At 73.1% G+C, this 19,601-nt stretch carries 18 protein-coding genes, 1 tRNA gene and 1 pseudogene; 13 read left to right on the top strand and 7 right to left on the bottom strand.

The genetic code is table 11. The features are described from left to right. Positions 1-6: 6 nt before the first annotated feature. Positions 7-477 (bottom strand): thioredoxin-dependent thiol peroxidase, encoded by a 471-nt coding sequence (gene bcp / locus IFT72_RS02385; protein WP_167258772.1) that lies wholly within the window; start codon positions 475-477, stop codon positions 7-9. Positions 478-575: 98 nt separating this feature from the next. On the opposite strand from bcp, the gene IFT72_RS02390 reads away from it, so the two are divergent. Further along, positions 576-648 (top strand) — tRNA-Lys (locus IFT72_RS02390). A 345-nt stretch (positions 649-993) separates the two neighbouring features. Here the strand turns inward: IFT72_RS02390 and IFT72_RS02395 are convergent. Together IFT72_RS02395 and IFT72_RS02400 are read right to left on the bottom strand one after the other, a co-directional pair. Then, positions 994-1,809 carry a hypothetical protein gene (locus tag IFT72_RS02395; RefSeq protein WP_192045469.1) on the bottom strand — a complete coding sequence of 272 codons (816 nt, stop codon included), beginning with the start codon at positions 1,807-1,809 and terminating at the stop codon, positions 994-996. Between the two features lie 116 nt (positions 1,810-1,925). Then, the gene (locus IFT72_RS02400; RefSeq protein ID WP_056053453.1) at positions 1,926-3,467 is read right to left on the bottom strand and encodes an amino acid permease; all 1,542 of its coding nucleotides are present in this window, start codon (positions 3,465-3,467) and stop codon (positions 1,926-1,928) included. A gap of 253 nt (positions 3,468-3,720) precedes the next feature. Between IFT72_RS02400 and IFT72_RS02405 the strand changes: the two genes are divergently transcribed. Continuing rightward, complete coding sequence (locus IFT72_RS02405; protein WP_185231994.1) at positions 3,721-3,960, top strand: hypothetical protein; 240 nt, start codon at positions 3,721-3,723, stop codon at positions 3,958-3,960. 6 nt (positions 3,961-3,966) lie between these two features. Here IFT72_RS02405 and IFT72_RS02410 read toward each other — a convergent pair whose 3' ends face one another. Further along, positions 3,967-4,800, bottom strand: coding sequence for an alpha/beta hydrolase (locus IFT72_RS02410; protein WP_235491150.1), 834 nt, complete (start codon positions 4,798-4,800; stop codon positions 3,967-3,969). A gap of 61 nt (positions 4,801-4,861) precedes the next feature. Between IFT72_RS02410 and IFT72_RS02415 the strand changes: the two genes are divergently transcribed. Then, on the top strand, positions 4,862-6,136 hold the full coding sequence (locus IFT72_RS02415; RefSeq protein ID WP_192045470.1) for a mechanosensitive ion channel family protein: 1,275 nt from the start codon (positions 4,862-4,864) through the stop codon (positions 6,134-6,136). Positions 6,137-6,213: 77 nt separating this feature from the next. Here the strand turns inward: IFT72_RS02415 and IFT72_RS02420 are convergent, their stop codons facing one another. Further along, a complete protein-coding gene (locus tag IFT72_RS02420; protein WP_167258785.1) occupies positions 6,214-6,393 on the bottom strand; it encodes a hypothetical protein in 180 nt (59 codons plus the stop codon). A gap of 114 nt (positions 6,394-6,507) precedes the next feature. Here IFT72_RS02420 and IFT72_RS02425 point away from each other — a divergent pair, with 114 nt between their 5' ends. Next, positions 6,508-7,662 carry an SLC13 family permease gene (locus tag IFT72_RS02425; protein ID WP_192045471.1) on the top strand — a complete coding sequence of 385 codons (1,155 nt, stop codon included), beginning with the start codon at positions 6,508-6,510 and terminating at the stop codon, positions 7,660-7,662. A 68-nt stretch (positions 7,663-7,730) separates the two neighbouring features. Here the strand turns inward: IFT72_RS02425 and IFT72_RS15845 are convergent. Together IFT72_RS15845 and IFT72_RS02430 are read right to left on the bottom strand one after the other, a co-directional pair. Further along, positions 7,731-8,456: pseudogene (locus IFT72_RS15845) on the bottom strand (sugar phosphate isomerase/epimerase family protein); the annotation flags it as partial. 95 nt (positions 8,457-8,551) lie between these two features. Next, positions 8,552-9,547, bottom strand: coding sequence for a magnesium transporter CorA family protein (locus tag IFT72_RS02430; protein ID WP_192045472.1), 996 nt, complete (start codon positions 9,545-9,547; stop codon positions 8,552-8,554). 17 nt (positions 9,548-9,564) lie between these two features. Here IFT72_RS02430 and IFT72_RS02435 point away from each other — a divergent pair, with 17 nt between their 5' ends. The 9 genes from IFT72_RS02435 to mnhG all read left to right on the top strand — a co-directional run bounded on the left by IFT72_RS02435 (position 9,565) and on the right by mnhG (position 19,566). Then, positions 9,565-10,335 carry a fructosamine kinase family protein gene (locus IFT72_RS02435; RefSeq protein WP_156369904.1) on the top strand — a complete coding sequence of 257 codons (771 nt, stop codon included), beginning with the start codon at positions 9,565-9,567 and terminating at the stop codon, positions 10,333-10,335. A gap of 103 nt (positions 10,336-10,438) precedes the next feature. Further along, positions 10,439-11,944 (top strand): alpha,alpha-trehalose-phosphate synthase (UDP-forming), encoded by a 1,506-nt coding sequence (gene otsA / locus IFT72_RS02440; RefSeq protein ID WP_192045473.1) that lies wholly within the window; start codon positions 10,439-10,441, stop codon positions 11,942-11,944. Further along, on the top strand, positions 11,941-12,759 hold the full coding sequence (otsB, locus tag IFT72_RS02445) for a trehalose-phosphatase (RefSeq protein ID WP_185232002.1): 819 nt from the start codon (positions 11,941-11,943) through the stop codon (positions 12,757-12,759). Before otsA ends, otsB begins: the two co-directional genes overlap by 4 nt. Positions 12,760-12,932: 173 nt before the next feature. Further along, the gene (locus tag IFT72_RS02450) at positions 12,933-15,899 is read left to right on the top strand and encodes a Na+/H+ antiporter subunit A (protein ID WP_192045474.1); all 2,967 of its coding nucleotides are present in this window, start codon (positions 12,933-12,935) and stop codon (positions 15,897-15,899) included. After that, on the top strand, positions 15,896-16,531 hold the full coding sequence (locus IFT72_RS02455; RefSeq protein ID WP_056053479.1) for a Na(+)/H(+) antiporter subunit C: 636 nt from the start codon (positions 15,896-15,898) through the stop codon (positions 16,529-16,531). Before IFT72_RS02450 ends, IFT72_RS02455 begins: the two co-directional genes overlap by 4 nt. Beyond that, positions 16,528-18,126, top strand: a complete 1,599-nt coding sequence (locus IFT72_RS02460) for a Na+/H+ antiporter subunit D (RefSeq protein ID WP_056053483.1) — start codon at positions 16,528-16,530, stop codon at positions 18,124-18,126. Before IFT72_RS02455 ends, IFT72_RS02460 begins: the two co-directional genes overlap by 4 nt. Next, a complete protein-coding gene (locus tag IFT72_RS02465; RefSeq protein ID WP_192045475.1) occupies positions 18,123-18,758 on the top strand; it encodes a Na+/H+ antiporter subunit E in 636 nt (211 codons plus the stop codon). The genes IFT72_RS02460 and IFT72_RS02465 overlap by 4 nt, the downstream gene beginning before the upstream one ends. Next, entirely contained in the window at positions 18,755-19,018 is a 264-nt protein-coding gene (locus IFT72_RS02470; protein ID WP_056053489.1) for a monovalent cation/H+ antiporter complex subunit F, read from the top strand. Before IFT72_RS02465 ends, IFT72_RS02470 begins: the two co-directional genes overlap by 4 nt. Then, positions 19,015-19,566 carry a monovalent cation/H(+) antiporter subunit G gene (gene mnhG / locus IFT72_RS02475; protein ID WP_082514284.1) on the top strand — a complete coding sequence of 184 codons (552 nt, stop codon included), beginning with the start codon at positions 19,015-19,017 and terminating at the stop codon, positions 19,564-19,566. Before IFT72_RS02470 ends, mnhG begins: the two co-directional genes overlap by 4 nt. Positions 19,567-19,601 lie beyond the last annotated feature (35 nt).

Below are 19,601 nucleotides of genomic sequence, written 5' to 3' on the forward strand. Positions count from 1 at the left end.
CGTCGGTCAGTCGATGCCGAGCTTCCGGCGGAGCATCGCCACGTGGCCCGTCGCCTTCACGTTGTACAGCGGCAGCTCGACCGCACCGTCCTCGTCGACCACGAACGTCGAACGGATCGTGCCCGTGACGACCCGGCCGTAGCTGTTCTTCTCCCCGTAGGCGCCGTACGCCTGGTGCACGGTCAGCTCCGGGTCGCTCAGCAGCGGGAAGGTCAGGCCCTGCTCGTCCTTGAACCGGCGCAGCGCCTCCGGCTCGTCCTTCGACACCCCGAGCACCTGGTAGCCCGCCGAGGCGAGCGAGTTCAGGTTGTCGCGGAAGTCGCAGGCCTCCGTCGTGCAGCCCGGCGTCGACGCCGCCGGGTAGAAGTACACGATCACCCGGCGCCCCGCGAAGTCGGACAGCGACACCGGCGCGCCCGACTCGTCGGGCAGGGTGAACGACGGCGCCGGGGCGCCCTTCTCGAGCGTGGTGGACATGCTTCTCCGATCTCGCGGCACGACGGGCGTGCCGGTGGTTCTCAGGGGGTCTCCGGACATGCTAGAGTCATTCCTCGTTGCGGAACGTCCCGCAGCACGCACCTCTAGCTCAATTGGCAGAGCAACTGACTCTTAATCAGTGGGTTCTCGGTTCAAGTCCGAGGGGGTGCACGCGATATCTGATCCCCCGTGTGCCCGCTTCGCTGGGCAGCGGGGGATCTCGCGTTCCACGCTTCTGTCCGCTCCGCGGACACGCGGCTCGTCGTCGGGCGGGGCGGGGGTCTGACCCGCCAGGTCGCTGTGGCTCGGGGCGGCGGCGCTGCGCGCGCCGGGGTGGAACGTCGCTTCGCTCGTTCCGGGGGCGGCGGCGCTGCGCGCGCCGGGGTAGAACGTCGCTTCGCTCGTTCAGGGGGGGGGAACGTCGCTTCGCTCGTTCCGGGGGCGGCGGCGCTTCGCGCGCCTGAGCGGGGGGAACGTCGCTTCGCTCGTTCCGGGGGCGGCCGGGCCCTGCGCGGGTCAGGGGGCGGGGCGGGGGGTGAGGAGGGCGGCCAGGGGGAGCGTGGCGGCGAGGAGAGCGGTGGGGAGGGGTGACGCCGGGTCCTGGGAGGCGGCGAGGACGTCGACGGCGTAGACGGCGGCCCACGGGACGAGCGAGACGACGACGACGGCGGCCGCGGTGGTGCGGCGACGACGGGCGAGGACGACCGCCGCGAGGAGGGCCGCGAGCATCAGCAGGAGGAGCGTGGCGGCCTGGAGCGGGCCGGACCAGAACCAGCCGCGGGCGGTCTGGCCGAGGCCGTGGGAGAGGGCGACGGCGGCGGTGAGGACCGCGACGGCGACGCTGCCCCCGACGACGAGCCGGGGCGACCGCGGCGAGCCGACCATCGCCACGATCGCGCAGGCTCCGACGAACCCCAGCGTCGTGCTCGTCGGGCCGTCCCAGCCCAGGTCGAAGCCGTCACGGCCCGTGACGGGCAGCACGAGGCAGAGCAGCAGGGAGGCGGCCAGCCAGCCTCGCGCGATGCCCCACCGGCCGGCGAGGCCGACCGCCACGGCGGCGACCCACAGCAGCGCCAGGACGACCCCGGGGTCGAGGAAGGGCCCGAAGTGGCTGAGCTCGTGCTGCAGCGCGCGCTCCCGGAGGAACGGCCCCCACGACGTCGTGACCGCGTGCACCAGCGACCAGCCCGTGCCGGTGGCCAGGGCGACCGTCGCCGCCCCGTCGCGCACCGACGTCGTCCGCGCGAGCAGGCCCTCGACGACGCCCGACCCGGGCGAGACCAGCGTCGACTCGACGGGATCGATCAGGCGGCCCTGCGTGGTCTCGGTCACGGGACGACGGTAGGGCGACCGGACCGTCGGTGTCGTCATCCTGGGGGAGGAGGGGGAGGAGGGGGAGGAGGGCCGCCGCAGGAGGGCTGCCCCGTGGGGGAACGGCGTGCCGGCCCTCAGGCCCCGTCGTCGTCGCGCGGGTGCTGCGCAGCCGCGTCGCGCCCGGTCACCGGGTACGGCCCGGTCATGCCCTCGCGGAGGCGGGCGGCGGCGAGGATGCGGTCACGCTGCAGGTACCAGCCCAGCACGAGCAGCGGGATGATCAGCACGAGCGACGCCACCGTGAGCGACCCGATCGGCCAGTCGATCGCCATCAGCACGAGGACGGCGACCAGGAAGGCGAGCGTCAGCCAGCTGGTGACCGGCGCGCCCGGCAGCCGGAACGAGGGCTCCTTCGCCTTGCCCTGCCGCGCCCACTGCCGCAGCCGCATCTGGCAGAGGATGATCGTGCCCCACGCGGTCAGGATGCCGAGCGACGCGATGTTGAGCACGATCTCGAAGGCGGCGCTGGCGCCGACGACGGCGTTCAGGCCGACGCCCAGCAGGGTGATGCCGGCGGTGAGGAGGATGCCGCCGAACGGCACGCCGCCCTTCGACATGACGGTCGTGAACTTCGGTGCGGAGCCGTTCATGCCCATCGAGTGCAGCACGCGACCCGTCGAGTAGAGGCCCGCGTTGAGGCTCGAGAGCGCGGCCGTGACGACGACGAAGTTCATGATCGAGCCGGCGACCTCGCCGATCTCGGGCGAGCCGATGCTGCTGAAGAACGTGACGAACGGGCTCTCGCCGGCCCGGTAGGCCGTGAACGGGAGCAGCAGCGACAGCAGCACGAGCGAGCCGACGTAGAAGACGGCGATGCGGATGATGACGGTGTTGATGGCGCGGGGCACCACCTTCTCCGGGTGCTGGGTCTCGCCCGACGCCGTGCCGACCAGCTCGATGGCCGCGTACGCGAACACCACGCCCTGCACGACGATGACGGCGGGCAGCAGGCCGTTCGGCAGCAGGCCGCTGGCGGCGATCACCGACCAGCCCGTGTCGACGGCCTCGCCGCCGTTCGTCACGGGGAAGGAGGCGGCGAGCCAGACGACCCCGACGACCAGGAAGACCACGAGCGCCGCGACCTTGATGATCGCGAACCAGAACTCCATCTCGCCGAAGACCTTGACCGCCAGGAGGTTGACGGAGAGCACCACCGCGAGGGCGACGAGCGCCAGCAGCCAGTCGGGCGCCGACGTGAACGCGCTCCAGTAGTGCAGGTAGAGGGCCACCGCCGTGACGTCGACGATGGCCGTCATCGCCCAGTTGAGGAAGTACATCCACCCCGCCGCGTAGGCCGCCTTCTCGCCGAAGAACTCGCGGGCGTACGACACGAACGACCCCGACGACGGACGGTGCAGGACCAGCTCGCCGAGGGCCCGGAGGATGAAGAAGGCGAACACGCCGCAGATCGCGAACACGACGGCCAGGGCCGGGCCGGCGTTGGCGAGGCGGCCGCCGGCTCCGAGGAAGAGCCCCGTCCCGATGGCGCCCCCGATCGCGATCATCTGCAGCTGCCGGGGCTTCAGCCCGTGCTGGAACCCGGCCTGCTCGTGGCTGAAGTCCTGCGGGACGTGCTCGGTCGTGGAGTCGCCGTCGTGGTCGCGGGGAGTGGTCATATATCGACCCTAGAGCGTGACGTACGCCCCCTGCACGTCCGTGACGTCGGGCCGGGTCGACGGTCGTGGAGCCGCCGTGTACCCCGCTCCCGGGGGCACCTCAGAGAGACCACCGACGACGCACAGCGGAACACCAGGGCCCGGAGGGGGAGGCGCGGGTAGCGTCACTCCTGGTCGTCCCCCACCGGGGGCGGCGCCGAACGATCCGCACCACCGAGCCGGGCAGCGCCCGAGCCGCAGGAAGGCACCACCCGTGAGCACGACGACCAGCATCGAGCCCCTCCGTCGCAGCGCCCGCATCCTCACCCGGTCGGTCGCCCCCGACCTCGTCCAGGTCTCGACCCCCGACCGCGTGCTCGGCTTCGTGAGGTCCGACCGCGACTCCTACGTGGCCCTCCGCGGCACCGACCCGCGCTGGGCCGACGAGCTCGGCCGCTACGTCAGCCAGGGCCTCGCCCTCGAGGCGCTCCGCCTCCGCAAGCGCTCGGTCTGACCCGGGTCAGCCGCCCGCGGGCGCGCCGTCGCCCACGGTCGCGAAGAACGAGGTGAGCTCCCTGTCGATCCTGGCCCGCGCCTCCTCGTCGGTCAGGGCGGGCGTGCCGTCGCCCGACTGCTCGCCGTAGGAGCCGAACTGGGCGTGGCTCGAGCCGTCGATCTCGACCATCGTCGCGTCGGCCGGCAGCATGTCGCGGTACCGCTCGACGTCGTCGGGCGTGCTGAGGCCGTCGTCGCTGCCGGAGAGGCTCAGCACGGGCAGGTCGTCGTCGCCCGAGAGGTCGGTCGTCGCGCAGTACGAGCCGAACAGCACGAGGCCGTCGACCGAGGGGTCGTCCGCCGCGTAGCCGCAGGCGCGCACCCCGCCGAGCGAGTGCCCGCCCACCGCCCAGTTCGTCACCTCGGGGGCCGCGGCCGTGAAGTGGTCGAGGCCCCGCCAGTCGAAGAGGCCGAAGCCGAGCACGGGGCGCTCGATCACCACGGTGACGCCGGTCGCGACCAGCCCGGAGAGCACCTCCTCGTACGCCTGCGGGTCGACGCGGGCGCCGGCGACGAAGACGAGGCCCTGGTCGAGGGCCTCGGTCTGCGCGGGGCGCATCACGACGAGGTCGGGGCGGTCGGTGACGGCGACCCGCGGGTCGTCGGCCACGGCCCGGAGCGAGGAGGCGGTGGCCGACATGGGCAGCTTCGCCCACGTGAAGAAGCCGACCGCCACCAGGACCACGACGGCGAACGCCCCGAGGCCGATCGCCTTCGCGACGCGCCGGGCCCGGCTGCGGTGTCGGGCGGGGGTCGAGGGGGTGGCGGCGTCGTGACGGGAAGCTGTGCGTTGTCTCACGGTCTCAGTGTGGCGGGTGCCCGCCTGGACCTCGCTGGCAAGGGTCCGACAGGGTGGACGGATGCCTTGGATACAGCTCGTCATCTCGGTGGCCGCCGCCGTCGTGCTCACCTTCGTCGTCTCCGCCGTCGTCGGCTGGGTGTTCGGATTCGTCGCGAAGCGGAAGGAGTGGGCGGCCGCCTTCGTCGCCCGCATGCGCCGGCCGTTCCGGTGGATGCTGCTCGTCGTGCTGATGACGATCGCTCTCCGGACGTCGTTCGACGCCATGTTCGGCACGCCCTGGCCGGGCCAGGAGGCGGTCTCGCAGCTGTTCCGGTGCGCGGTCATCGTCGTCGTGGCCTGGTTCGTCGGCGCGCTCGCGATCTTCTTCGAGGACCTCGGGCTGGCCCGCTACCGGGTCGACACCCCCGACAACCGGGTCGCCCGGCGCGTCCGCACGCAGGTGCTCATCCTCCGCCGCCTCACCATGGTGGTCGTCGTCGTCCTGGCCCTCGGCGCCGTGCTGCTCGGGTTCCCCGGCGTCGAGGCGGTCGGCGCGAGCGTGCTGGCCAGCGCCGGCCTCGTCTCGGTCGTGGCGGGCCTGGCCGCGCAGTCGACCCTCGCGAACGTCTTCGCGGGCATCCAGCTCGCGTTCTCGGACGCCATCCGCATCGACGACGTGGTGGTGGTCGAGGGGCAGTGGGGCCTGATCGAAGAGATCACGCTGTCGTACGTCGTCGTGCACATCTGGGACGACCGGAGGCTCGTGCTGCCGTCGACCTACTTCACGACGACGCCCTTCGAGAACTGGACCCGACGCACCAGCGAGCTGCTCGGCGCCGTCGAGCTCGACCTCGACTGGCGCGTCGACACGGGGGCCATGCGCGTCGAGCTCGACCGGATCCTCGCGGGCACCGACCTCTGGGACGGCCGCACGAAGGTGCTGCAGGTGACCGACGCCACGGGCGGCTACGTGCGCGTGCGGGTCCTCGTGACGGCGAGGGACGCCGGCACGCTCTTCGACCTCCGCTGCCTCGTCCGGGAGGACCTCGTCACGTGGCTGCACGCCCAGGCCCCCGAGGGCGTGCCGCGCAGCCGCGTGCAGATGGTCGACGCCGAGCCCGTCCGCCCGCGGCGCCCGGCCGCGTCGAGCTCCGGCTCCGGCGGGCTCTTCACCGGTGAGAACGCAGACAGCGAGCGCACGGCGCTCTTCACGCAGGCCATCCCGATCCCGATCGTCCACGACGCCGACCCCGCGCCCCGGCCGTACGCCTCGTCCCTCGGCGCCGAGGCCGAGCACGACCCGCACGTCGCCGGTCGGCCCGACGGCCGGGGCGACGGGCGCCCCGACCGCTAGGCCCCTCGGCGCCCGAACGACGAAGGAGGTGCGCCCCGGTCACCCGGGGCGCGCCTCCTTCGTCGTGTCGGGGGCTCTCAGTCGTCGGATTTCGCGGCCTCGACGACGTTGCCCACCGCGATCGCCGTCGTGGCCGCCCAGGCCACGGCGGTGAGCAGCAGGCGCCAGTCGCGGGGCCCCGCGGCGAGGCTCTTGATGAGGCTGAGGCCCGAGAAGGCGGAGCTGATGATGGCCCCGTTGAAAAGGAATTTGCGCACTGGTCTCTCCTGTGGTCGGTGGCTCCACGCTACCCGGGGGCGCCCTCAGGGGCACGGCTGTGTATGGTGAGCTGCCCGGCGCCCGTGCCGTGCCCGTCCCGCCCGAGGAGACCCGTGCGCACAGCCGTCCTGGGAGCAGTCCTGCTCGTCGTCGGGGCCGTCGCCCTCGTCGCCGGGGTCCTCACCGGAGACGAGCTGCTGGCGCTCGTCGAGCGGGTCGCCCCGGTGCTCGGCTTCGTCGTCGCCCTGACCGTCGTCTCCGAGCTCGCCGCCGAGGCCGGGCTGTTCTCCTGGCTGGCCGGGGTCGCCGCCCGTGCCGCCCGAGGCCGCGTCGTCGTGCTCTGGGCCGCGGTGGTCGTGCTCGCCCTCGTCTGCACGGTCTTCCTGTCGCTCGACACCACGGCCGTGCTGCTCACGCCCGTGGTCGTGCTGATCGCCCGGCGCGTGGGCCTGCCGCCCCTGCCCTTCGCCCTGACCACGGTCTGGCTCGCGAACACCGGCTCGATGCTGCTGCCCGTGTCGAACCTCACGAACCTCCTCGCGCTCGACGCCCTCGGCTCGCCGTCGCCCCTGAGCTTCGCCGCGCTCGTCGCCCCGGCCGCCGTCGTCGGCGCCGTCGTGCCGGTCGCCGCCGTCGGGCTCCGCTACCGCCGCGAGCTCCGCGGCCGCTTCGAGGCGCCCGCCGCGGAGGCCCCGGCCGACCGCGTCCTGTTCGGCGTCGCCGCCGCCGCCGTGGCCCTGCTCGTCCCCGCCCTGGTGTCGGGCGTGGAGGTCTGGATCCCCGCCGCGGCCGCCGCGCTCGTGCTCGTCGTCACCACCGCCGTCCGCCGTCCGTCCGTGCTGCGGATCGGCCTCGTGCCCTGGGGCACGCTCGTCTTCGCGAGCGGCCTGTTCGTCGTCGTCGAGGCGGCCCACTCGCTCGGGCTCGCCGACGCGCTCGCCGCCCTGGTCGGGTCGGGCGAGGGCCTGCCCGACCTGCTGCGCCTCGCGGGCGGCAGCGCGGTCGCGGCCAACGTCGCCAACAACCTGCCGGCCTACCTCGCGCTCGAGCCGGTCGCCGGGTCGCCGCTGCGGCTCGTCGCCGTGCTGATCGGCGTCAACATCGGCTGCCTCGTCGCGCCCTGGGCCTCGCTGGCCACGCTGCTCTGGCACGGCCGACTGACGTCGATGGGCGTCGAGGTCGCCTGGGGGCGCATCGTGCTCGGCGGCCTCGTCGTCGCGGTGGTGGCGGTGCCGCTCGCGGTGGTCGCGACCGTGCTGGTCGCCTGACCGACCGCGGCCCGGGGCGCGCGCAGGGCCTCGCGGGCGAACGACAGCGTGCGGCGGAGGGCGTCGACCAGCGACTCCTCGCCGGCCCCGCGCCGGTCGGCGTGCACCTCGGCGACGACCGCGCCGCTCCAGCCGGAGGCGGCCAGGTGCGAGAGCACCTCGGCGACCGGCTGCGTGCCCGTGCCCGGCACGAGGTGCTCGTCGACGAGGCCGCCCGGCCGGGCCGAGACGGTGCCGTCGCAGAGGTGGACGTGACGGAGGCGCGGGCCGAGCGCCAGCGCGAGGTCGAGGGCGTCGCGGCCCGCGACGGCGGCGTGCGAGAAGTCGAGCGTGGTCGCCGCCACGTCGAGGCGGACCGGGTCGTGCCCGGGGGAGTAGACGTCGACGACGACCGGGCCGAGGCGCCACGGGAACATGTTCTCGACGGCGAGCTCGACGCCCGTCGCGGCCTCCACGTCGCGCACGACCTCGACGAAGCGGGCGGCGATGCGGCGCTGCCAGCGGAACGGCGGGTGCACGACGACGGTCGGCGCCCCGAGCTCCGCGGCCAGCTCGGCCGAGCGCAGCAGCTTGTCGCGCTGGTCGCGACCCAGGGCGAAGTGGGCCGCCGGCAGCACCGGCGCGTGCACCGACAGCACGGGCAGGCCCCACCGGGCGACGGAGGCGCGGAGCAGCGAGGCGTCGCGGCTGCCCCGGTCGGCGGTCACCATCACCTCGACGCCGCCGTAGCCCACCCGGCGGGCGAGGCGGAAGGCCTCGTCGGCCGGTCGCGGGAAGACGCAGGACGTGCTCATGCCGACCGTGATCACGCGGCCAGGCTACGACCGGGGCGTGACCACGCCGCGGGGCCGAGCGTGAACGTCGGGCGAACGGCGGGCCAACGCGGCCGCTAGAGCCAGTCGCGCTTCCGGAACTGCCACCACAGCAGGCCGCCCACCCCCACGATCAGCACGCACGAGGTCACGAACCCCGACACCTCGCTGAAGCCCGGGTACGGCACGTTCTGCCCGTAGAAGCCGGTGATGGCCGTCGGCACGGCGATGATCGCCGCCCAGCTGGTGACCTTCTTCATCACGTCGTTCATGCGGTTGGACTGCAGCGCGAGGTTCGTGTCGAGGATGGTCGAGACGAGGTCGCGCAGGCTGTCGTTCTGCTCGGCCACCCGCAGCACGTGGTCCTGCACGTCCTGGAAGTAGGGCTGCATCACGGGGTCGACGTCGTGCAGGTCGCGTCGCAGCAGGGTGGCGACGAGGTCGCGCATCGGCGCCGAGACCCGGCGCAGCAGCACGAGGCTCTTGCGCAGCGCGAACGACCGCTTCTGCACGTCGACCGTGCGAGGGGCCGGGTCGAAGAGGTCGTCGGCGATGCCCTCGATCTCGTCGTCGAGCGCGTCGGTCGCGGCCGAGTGCCGGTCGACGACGCTGTCGACGAGGCCCCAGAGCAGGAAGGGGACGCCGTGCGCGGCCAGCTCGACGTTCTGGTCGTAGGTCGCCGCGAGGTGCGCGACGTCGAACTCGGGGTGGTGGATGGTGACGAGCGCCCGCCGCGTCAGGAACGCCTTGACCTCGCTCGTCGTCAGCACGCCCGAGCGGGCGTCGAGGGCCACGTCGTAGAGCACGGCGAAGAGGTGGCCCTCGTAGTGGTCGATCTTGGGGCGCTGCCCGCCGACCAGGGCGTCCTCGACGGCGAGCTCGTGCAGGTCGAGCTCGTCCTCCAGCTGGGCGAGGTCGTCGGCCGTGGGGTCGGTGAAGTCCACCCAGACGGTGCAGTCGCGCTCGAGGTGGTCGCTGACCTCGGCCAGCGGGAACGCCTCCGCGACGAGCCGCCCGTCCCGGTACGCCCGGGTCTGCGTGGGCGTGCGGGTCTCGGTCGGGGCCGTCGTCATGGGGGCATGCTATTCCCGTGACCCCGCACGTGAAGCAGCGCCCCGACGCCCCCGACGGCTTCTTCGAGGCGGAGGCCGCTGGCCTGGCCTGGCTCGCCGAGGCGGCGCCCGACGGCGGCGTCCGCACCGCGCGCGTCCTCGAGGTCGGCCCCGGCCGGATCGTGCTGGAGGAGGTGCCGGAGGCGCGGCCCGGGCCCGCCGCCGCCCGCGCGTTCGGCGCGGCGCTGAGCGTCACGCACGCGGCGGGCGCCGACGCCTTCGGTGCGCCTCCCGCCGGCTGGCGGGGCGCCTCCTTCATCGGGCGTCGCCCCCAGGCGACCGAGCCCTCCGACTCGTGGGGCGCCTTCTACGCGGAGCAGCGGGTGCGCCCCTTCGCGTACCTCGCCCACGACGCGGGCACCCTGACCACCGACGAGCTGGACGCGGTCGAGACGGCCTGCGACGCGGTCGCCGCCGGCGCCTTCGACGACGGCGCGCGGCCCGCCCGGCTGCACGGCGACCTCTGGGCCGGCAACGTCCTGTTCGGCGACGACGGCGTCGTGCTGATCGACCCGGCGGCGCACGGCGGGCACCCCGAGACCGACCTCGCCATGCTCCAGCTGTTCGGCTGCCCGCACCTCGACGACGTCCTGGCCGGGTACGACGAGCGCTCCCCGCTGCGACCCGGCTGGCGGGAGCGCGTGCCCCTGCACCAGCTGCACCCCCTCGCCGTCCACGCCGCGGGGCACGGCCGGTCGTACGGCCGGGCGCTCGCCGAGGCGGCGGAGGCGGTGCTGCGGCTCGGCTGAGCGGGGGAGGAGAGCCGGGGGACGACCCTGATCCCCGGCGGGGGCGCGCTGATAATCTGGCCGTCCCTGCGTCGACGCGGGGGGAACCCACGGAGCTCCACCCATGCCTGACACCACCACGCCCGACCGCTACGGCTTCGTCGTCGTCTCGAACCGCCTGCCGGTCGACCGCGTCGTCGCCGACGACGGCACCGCCAGCTGGCAGCACTCGCCCGGCGGCCTCGTCACGGCCCTCGAGCCCGTGATGCGCGCGAACGACGGCGCCTGGGTGGGCTGGGCCGGGCAGCCGGACCTCGAGGTCGAGCCCTTCGTCGACCAGGGCATCGAGATCGTGCCCGTGCCGCTCAGCGCGGAGGAGGTGCAGCGCTACTACGAGGGCTTCAGCAACGACACCCTGTGGCCGCTCTACCACGACGTCATCGCCGCCCCGACCTACCACCGGGTCTGGTGGGAGGCCTACGTCCAGGTCAACCAGCGCTTCGCCGACCGCGCCGCCGAGATCACGGAGGAGGGCGGCACGATCTGGGTGCAGGACTACCAGCTGCAGCTCGTGCCGAAGATGCTCCGCGAGGCCCGCCCCGACGTGACCATCGGCTTCTTCAACCACATCCCCTTCCCGCCGCTCGGCATCTTCTCGCAGCTGCCCTGGCGTCGGCAGATCCTCGAGGGCCTGCTCGGGGCCGACGTCATCGGCTTCCAGCGCGGCGACGACGCGTCGAACTTCTCACGGGCCGTCCGACACCTGCTCGGCTACTCGACCACGCGCCCGTACGTCGAGGTGCCGGTCGACGACGAGGCCGCCGTGGTCTCGCGTCGCGGCCGCAAGGTGCGCCGGGTGCTCGCGAAGCACTTCCCGATCTCGATCGACGCGGCCAGCTACGAGGAGCTCGCGGCGCGGCCCGAGATCCAGGCCCGTGCCCGTGAGATCCGCGAGGGGCTCGGCAACCCGAAGACGGTGATGCTCGGCGTCGACCGGCTCGACTACACCAAGGGCATCCGGCACCGCATGAAGGCCTTCGGCGAGCTCCTCGCCGACGGGCGGCTGAGCGTGGAGGACGCCACGCTCGTGCAGGTCGCCAGCCCGAGCCGCGAGCGCGTCGAGACCTACAAGACCCTGCGCGACGAGATCGAGCTGACGGTCGGCCGCATCAACGGCGACTACGCGACGATGAGCCACACCGCCATCAGCTACCACCACCACGGCTACCCCCGCGAAGAGATGGTGGCGCTGTACCTCGCCGCCGACATCATGCTCGTCACGGCGCTGCGTGACGGCATGAACCTCGTCGCGAAGGAGTACGTCGCCGTCCGCCGCGACAACGACGGGGTGCTCGTGCTCAGCGAGTTCGCCGGCGCCGCCGACGAGCTGAAGAGCGCGCTGCTGATCAACCCGCACGACATCGGCGGGCTCAAGAACACCATCATGCGGGCGATCGAGATGCCGAAGCGTGACCGCACGACGCGCATGCGCTCGCTCCGGCGCCGCGTGCTCGAGAACGACGTCGAGGCGTGGAGCGCCTCGTTCCTCCAGGCGCTCGAGAACGTGCGGCCCGGGCAGCAGATCACGCAGCCGGCGGACGCCGCCGAGACCGAGGGGGGCGACGCGTGAGCGCCGACGACCAGACCCGCAGCACCGGCGACGCCCGCCCCGGGGAGGCCGACCGGGCCCTCTCGGACGCGCTCGGCCGTCTCGCGACGACCCCGCGCCTCCTCGTGGCCCTCGACTTCGACGGCACGCTCGCTCCCGAGGTCGACGCCCCGATGGAGGCGCGGGCCCTGCCGGAGTCGGTCGACGCGATCCGCAGGCTGGTCGCGATGGGCGACACCACCGTCGCCCTCGTCTCCGGCCGCGACATCTCGTCGCTGCTCCAGATCGCCGACGTGCCGGAGGAGGTCGTCCTCGTGGGCTCGCACGGCATCGAGGTGCGCATCGACGGCGAGACGACGACCCTGAGCGACGACGAGCAGGCGCGCCGCGCCGTCATCTCCGACGCCCTGCACGGCGCCGCGGCCGGGCGCGAGGGCGTCTACGTGGAGGAGAAGCCCGCGGGGCTCGCCCTGCACACGCGCCTCGCCGACGCCGCCACGACGGAGGAGGTGCGGGCCGCCGTCCGGCAGCGCCTCGCCGACGAGCCCGGCGTGCACGAGCGCGAGGGCAAGAACGTCCGCGAGTACGCCGTGCGGCCCACCGGCAAGGACGACGGCGTGGCGCGGCTGCGCGAGCACTACGACGCGACGGGCGTGCTCTTCGCGGGCGACGACGTCACCGACGAGGACGCCCTGCGCTCGCTGGGCGACGGCGACCTCGGCGTCAAGGTGGGCCCGGCCGAGACCGTCGCGCGGCACCGCGTCGCGGACGCCGAGGCGATGGCCCGGCTGCTCACCGAGCTGGCCGACCTGCGCGACCACCTCGGGCACGCCTGACGACGCCCGCCCGACAGGGCCGCGGCTGTCCGCTCGGCGCAGCGTAGTGCCCGCGCGTCGCGCGGGCGGTCCTCCCAGGTGACCGACAGGTAGGGTGGACTCTCCGCCCGACTCCTCGTCGCCGCCCGCCCGGCGCGACCGACGAACTCGACAGCCTGACGGAGGTGCCCCGCGTGATCGTCGCACTCCTGGCCTTCGCGGTCGCCTCGGTCGTCGTGGCCTTCGGCCGCCGACTCGGCACGCGCCTCTTCGTGGTCGCCGCCCTCGTCCCGGCCGCCGTCGCGGTCTACACGGCCACGCAGGGCCCCGCCGTCCTCGCCGGCGACGTCGTCGTCGAGTCGGTGCCGTGGATCCCGCAGCTCGGCATCGCCCTGACCCTCCGGGTCGACGTGCTCGCGTGGGTGCTCGCCCTGGTCGTCACCGGCGTCGGCGCGCTCGTGCTGCTCTACTGCGCGCGCTACTTCAGCCGCGACGACGAGTCGCTGCCGCGCTTCGCCGCCATCCTGGTGGCCTTCGCGGGCGCCATGTACGGCCTCGTGACGAGCGACGACGTCTTCGTGCTCTTCGTCTTCTGGGAGGCCACGAGCGTCTTCTCGTACCTCCTCATCGGGCACTACACGGCCAAGCAGACGAGCCGCGGGGCGGCGCTCCAGGCGCTGATCGTCACGACCGCGGGCGGCCTGGCGATGCTCGTGGGCCTGGTGATCCTGGCCGTGGAGGGCAGCACCTCGTCGCTCGCGGGCCTGGTGGAGTCGCCCCCGACGGGGTCCGCCGTCACCGTCGCGGTCGTGCTCGTGCTCGTCGGGGCGCTGAGCAAGTCCGCCCTCGTGCCGTTCCACTTCTGGCTGCCCGCGGCCATGGCGGCGCCGACCCCCGTCAGCGCCTACCTCCACGCCGCGGCCATGGTCAAGGCGGGCATCTACCTCGTCGCCCGGCTCGCCCCGGGCTACCACGACTCGCCCGGCTGGCAGGAGATCGTCGTCACGGTCGGCGTCGTGACGATGCTCCTCGGCGGCTACCGGGCCCTCCGCCAGCACGACCTCAAGCTCGTCCTGGCCTACGGCACGGTGAGCCAGCTGGGCTTCCTCACGATCGTCGTCGGCTACGGCACGCGCGACGCCGCCCTCGCCGGGCTCGCGCTCCTCGTCGCCCACGCCCTCTTCAAGGCGACCCTCTTCCTCGTCGTCGGCATCGTCGACCACCGGGCGGGCACCCGCGACCTGCGGAAGCTCAGCGGCCTCGGCCGTCAGGCACCGCTGCTCTTCGTCATCACCGTGCTGGCCCTGGCCTCGATGGCCGGCGTGCCGCCGACGTTCGGCTTCGTCGCGAAGGAGGCCGTGCTGAGCGCGCTCCTCTCGGACGCCGAGCACGGCAGCGCCTGGGGCGTCGTCGCCCTTGTCGGCGTCGTGCTGGGCTCGATCCTCACCACGGCCTACAGCCTGCGCTTCCTCTGGGGGGCCTTCGCGCGCAAGGCCGGCGTCGAGCCCGTCGACTTCGTCAAGGAGCACGTCGACTTCCTCGTCTCGCCGGCCGTCCTCGCGGTGCTCGGCCTCGGGCTCGGCGCCGCCGCCGGCGCCCTCGACCCCGTCCTCGCGCTCTACGCCGACACCCTCCCCGCGGTCGAGAGCGACCACGGCCCGTACCACCTCGCCCTCTGGCACGGGCTCGAGCCGGCCCTCGGGCTGACGGCGCTGACCCTCGTCGTCGGCGCGCTCCTGTTCTGGCAGCGGGAGCCGGTCGCCCGCCTGCAGAAGGCGGCCTCGTTCATGCCCCGCGCCTCCGACGGGTACGTCCGCGTCATGACGACCATCGACAGCACGGCGTCGCGCACCACGGCGGCGACGCAGCGCGGCTCGCTGCCCTTCTACCTCGCGACGATCCTCGTGGTCTTCGTGGCGTCGTCGATCGTCACCCTCTCGCTGAACAGGAGCTGGCCGGAGGCGGCCGTCCTGTGGGACTACCCGGCCCAGCTGGCCATCGGCGGCCTCATGGTGATCGGCGCGGTCGCCGCCGCCCGCTCGAACAAGCGGTTCCAGGCGGTCGTGCTGGTCGGCGTCACCGGCTACGGCATGGCGGCGCTCTTCGCCCTGCACGGGGCGCCCGACCTCGCTCTCACCCAGGCGCTCATCGAGACCATCACGCTCATCGCGTTCGTCCTCGTCCTCCGCCGCCTGCCCGCGCGCCTCGGCGAGCGGAACGGTCGCACCCACCGGGCCGCCCGGGCGGTCATCGCGATCTCGGTCGGCTGCGTGATGGCCGCCATCGCGGTCGTCGCCCTCGGCGCCCGGTCGATGCCGACGATCAGCGGCGCGTTCCCCGAGCTCGCGGTGACCGGGGGGCACGGCAAGAACGTCGTCAACGTCACCCTCGTCGACATCCGCGGGTGGGACACCATGGGCGAGATCAGCGTGCTCATCGTCGCGGCCACCGGCGTCGCGAGCCTCGTCTTCCTCACCTCGCGCACCGACATGCTGCCCCGGCCTGCCCGTCGCAGCCGCGCCCAGCGCTTCCTCGCCCGGGTCCGGCCCGAGATGGAGGCGGCGCCCGAGCTGCCCGGGGGTGGCCAGCTCTCGGCGACCGCCGCCGACACCAGCGACGTCGAGGGCGACCGCCGGGCCTGGCTGCTGGCGGGGCGCAAGCTCGCGCCGCAGAACCGCTCGATCCTGCTCGAGGTCGTCGTCCGGCTGCTCTTCCACGCCATCGTCGTGGTCTCGATCTACCTCCTCTTCGCCGGGCACAACCTCCCGGGCGGCGGGTTCGCGGGCGGTCTCGTCGCGGGCATGGCCTTCGTCGCGCGGTACCTCGCGGGCGGGCGGTTCGAGCTCGGGGCCGCCGCGCCCCTCGACGCGGGCAAGGTCCTGGGCACCGGGCTCCTGGTCATCGTCGCGACGGCGGTCGTCCCGCTCTTCCTCGGCGTCGACGCCCTGACCTCGACCTGGGTCGAGGGCGAGCTGCCGCTCTTCGGCCACGTCGAGTTCGTCACCTCGACGTTCTTCGACGTCGGCGTCTACCTCGTGGTCGTCGGCCTCGTCCTCGACGTGCTCCGCAGCCTGGGGGCCGAGGTCGACCGTCAAGAAGAAGAAGACGACCGGGGCGACGCCTCGGTCACCGCGACGACGAAGCAGGGGGCGGCATCGTGAGCGTCTCCCTCGTCCTCGTCGTGGTGATGGCCGCGCTGTACGCGTGCGGCATCTACCTCATGCTCGAGCGCAGCATGACCCGGGTCCTCCTCGGCTTCCTGCTCGTCGGCAACGCGACGAACATCCTCATCCTCGTGATGTCCGGCCGGAGCGGCGAGGCGCCGATCGCCGACGGCGAGGTGCCGGAGTCGTCGTTCGCCGACCCTCTGCCGCAGGCCCTGGTGCTCACGGCGATCGTCATCACCTTCGGCGTCTCCGCGTTCCTCCTCGCCCTGATCTACCGCTCCTGGCGCCTGGCCCAGGAGGACGACGTGGCCGACGACCTCGAAGACCTCGAGATCGGCATCCGGGGGGTGCCCGCCGAGGAGGAGGCCGAGCAGTCCGACGCGGACGACGAGGCCGGGGGCGACACGGAGTTCGGCTCGCGGGCGGAGGCGGCCGTCCCCGAGTCGCCGCACGACCCCGACGACGACGACGCGTGGGACCACGCGCCGCGCGAGAACGTGCCCCTGGCCGACCCCGAGCACGCACCGCACCACGACCCGCTCCACCCTGAGCGCGCCCGCGACGTGGGCCGCTACCGCACTGACGACGACGACCGCCCGACCGGGCCGAAGGGAGGCCGACCGTGAACGTCGACTTCCTCGTGCCGCTCGTGGTGCTCGTCCCGCTGCTCGGAGCGGCCACCGCGCTCATCGCCACCCGGCGCCCCCGCCTCCAGGCGGTCCTGTCGATCGCCGCGCTGGCCGTCGTCGTCGTGATCAGCGTCGTCCTGCTGGTCGTCGTCGACCGTGACGGGGCCATCGCCGTGCAGATCGGCGGGTGGGAGGCGCCCTTCGGCATCCTCCTCGTGGTGGACCGCCTCGCCGCGCTGATGCTCGTCATCTCGTCGATCGTGCTGCTGGCGGTCTTCGTGTACTCGGTCGGGCAGGGCTCGGCGGACGGCGACGGCGACGCCCCGGTGTCGATCTACAACCCGACCTACCTCATCCTCGCCGCCGGCGTGTTCGACGCCTTCGCGGCGGGCGACCTCTTCAACCTCTACGTCGGCTTCGAGATGCTGCTCATCGCCAGCTACGTGCTGATCACGCTCGGCGGCACGGAGCAGCGCATCCGCGCGGGGGTCACCTACATCGTCGTGAGCCTGCTCTCGAGCGTGCTCTTCCTGGCGTCGATCGCCATGATCTACGGCGCGCTCGGCACCGTGAACATCGCCGACATCGCGCAGAAGATGGACCAGATCCCGCCCGACGTGCAGACGATCATCCACGTGATGCTGCTGACGGCCTTCGGCATCAAGGCCGCGATCTTCCCGCTGTCGTTCTGGCTGCCCGACTCGTACCCGACGGCCCCCGCGCCGGTCACGGCGGTCTTCGCGGGCCTCCTGACCAAGGTCGGCGTGTACGCGATCATCCGCACCGAGACCGTCCTGTTCGTCGAGAGCAACGTCAACGTCTACCTGCTGATCATCGCGCTGCTGACGATGGTGGTGGGGATCCTCGGCGCGGTGGCCCAGGCCGACATCAAGCGGTTGCTGTCGTTCACCCTGGTCAGCCACATCGGCTACATGATCTTCGGCATCGCCCTCGGCACCGTCGAGGGGCTCGCGGCCACGATCTACTACGTGGTGCACCACATCACAGTGCAGACGACCCTCTTCCTCGGCGCGGGGCTGATCGAACGACGGGGAGGCACCGCCTCCGTCCTCCGCCTCGGCGGCCTGCTCAAGGCGGCGCCCGTCATCGGCGTCCTCTTCTTCATCCCTGCGCTCAACCTCGGGGGCATCCCGCCCTTCTCCGGGTTCATCGGCAAGGTGGCGCTCTTCGACGCCGGGGCGCGGCTGCACGACCCGCTCGTCTACGTCCTGCTGGGCGCGGGAGCCCTGACGTCGCTGCTCACGCTGTACGCGCTGATGCGTGCCTGGAACCTCGCCTTCTGGCGTCCCGGCGCCGACGTCGAGGACCACGAGTCGCCGCTCACCGAGCGTCTCGAGGAGGCTCCCGGCCGCACCGTCGTGCAGAAGCGCCGTGCGAACCCCCGCACCATGATCGGAGCGACGGCCGGCATGGTGCTCGTCTCGCTCGTGCTCACGGTCGCGGCCGGGCCGCTCTACGGCGTCGCCGAGCGCGCCGCCGGTCGCGTGTACGGCTCGAACGAGTACGTTCAGCTCGTCTTCCCGACCGGTGAGGGCGACACCGCCTCGGACGACCAGGAGGGCACCCCGTGACGCCGCGCCCCTCCGCCCACGAGGTCGGCCGGAGCCTGCTGCGGCAGCTGCCGCTGCTGGTCGGGCTCGTCGTCCTCTGGATGTTCCTCTGGAACCAGCTGACCGTGCTCTCCGCGGTCACCGGGGTGCTCGTCGCGCTGCTCGTGACGCGCGTCTTCTTCCTCCCGCCGGTGGAGCTCAGCGGGCGGTTCAACCTCGGCTGGGCCCTGGTCTTCGTGGTCCGCTTCCTGGCCGACCTCGTCGTCGCCTCGGTCGAGGTGGCGTGGAAGGCCGTGCGGCCCCGCGGCGTGACGAGCAACGCGATCGTCGCGGTGCAGCTGCACACGCGCTCCGACTTCGTCATGACCCTGGTGGCCGAGGCCGCCTCGCTGGTGCCCGGGTCGCTCGTCGTGGAGGCCGACCGGGAGCGCTCGATCCTCTACATGCACGCCCTCGCCGTGGAGGACGCCGACGGCGTCGAGCAGGTGCGCGCCTCCGTGCTCGGCTTCGAGAAGAGGATCGCCCGGGCCCTCGGCAGCGCCGACGACCTGCGGCGCATCGCCGAGGGCACGCCGGCGACGGAGGACCCGGCGACCGACCCCACGGAGAACGACCGCCTCGTGAACGAGAAAGACGAGGGAGCCGCCTCGTGACCGCCGTCGAGTGGATCGTCGGGATCCTGTTCGCCTTCGCCGCCCTGGCCTCCGTCTGGCGCATCGTCCGGGGGCCGTCGATCCTCGACCGCATGATCGCGAGCGACATGCTGCTCACGACCCTCATCTGCGTGCTCGCCGCCGACATGGTGTCCGGCCACCACACCCGGACGCTGCCCGTCATCATCGTCCTCGCGCTCACCGCCGTCTTCGGGTCGATCACCGTCGCCCGCTACGTGTCGAGGCAGGACCCGTCATGAGCCAGACCGCCTACGACGTCGCCAGCTCCGTCCTCCTCCTCGCCGGGGCCCTGCTCTCCGCCGCGGCGGGAGTCGGCCTGCTCCGCTTCCCGGACGCGCTCTCGCGCATGCACGCCGCCACGAAGCCCCAGATCTTCGGGCTCATCCTCATGCTCGCCGCGATCGCGCTCGACCAGCACACCCTGGCGACCGTCGCCTCCCTGCTCGTCGTCCTCGTCTTCCAGATGCTCACGGCGCCGATCTCCGCGCACATGATCGGCCGGGCCGGGTACCGCAACGGCGACCTGCGTCGCGACCTGCTGGTCGTCGACGAGCTCGACGACGCCGTCGCGAGGGCGGGGGAGGAGCTGGTCGGCGACGGGGAGTCCCTCGCCGACGTCGACACCTCGACCTTGCCGGTCGGGTCGGCCGACGTGCTCGCCGTCGAGATCGAGCGGCTCGACGGGCTCGACGACTCGGAGGGCGACGACGAGGAGCACGACGACCCCGCGCGGGAGCGCGAGCACCAGGAGCGTCGGCACCACGACGCCGATCCCGGCCTGGACTGAGCCGGCGCTCCTCCGCCCTGCCGGGCCGCCGAGGC

Origin of the sequence: Frigoribacterium sp. CFBP 8754 (assembly GCF_014841815.1) — a bacterium.
GTDB lineage: Bacteria > Actinomycetota > Actinomycetes > Actinomycetales > Microbacteriaceae > Frigoribacterium > Frigoribacterium endophyticum.

Bases quoted from the DNA above. Each gene is read 5' to 3' on its own strand.
- bcp (WP_167258772.1), bottom strand. From the start codon at position 477: ATGTCCACCACGCTCGAGAAGGGCGCCCCGGCGCCGTCGTTCACCCTG.
- IFT72_RS02400 (WP_056053453.1), bottom strand. From the start codon at position 3,467: ATGACCACTCCCCGCGACCACGACGGCGACTCCACGACCGAGCACGTC.
- IFT72_RS02415 (WP_192045470.1), top strand. From the start codon at position 4,862: ATGCCTTGGATACAGCTCGTCATCTCGGTGGCCGCCGCCGTCGTGCTC.
- IFT72_RS02430 (WP_192045472.1), bottom strand. From the start codon at position 9,547: ATGACGACGGCCCCGACCGAGACCCGCACGCCCACGCAGACCCGGGCG.
- otsA (WP_192045473.1), top strand. From the start codon at position 10,439: ATGCCTGACACCACCACGCCCGACCGCTACGGCTTCGTCGTCGTCTCG.
- mnhG (WP_082514284.1), top strand. From the start codon at position 19,015: ATGAGCCAGACCGCCTACGACGTCGCCAGCTCCGTCCTCCTCCTCGCC.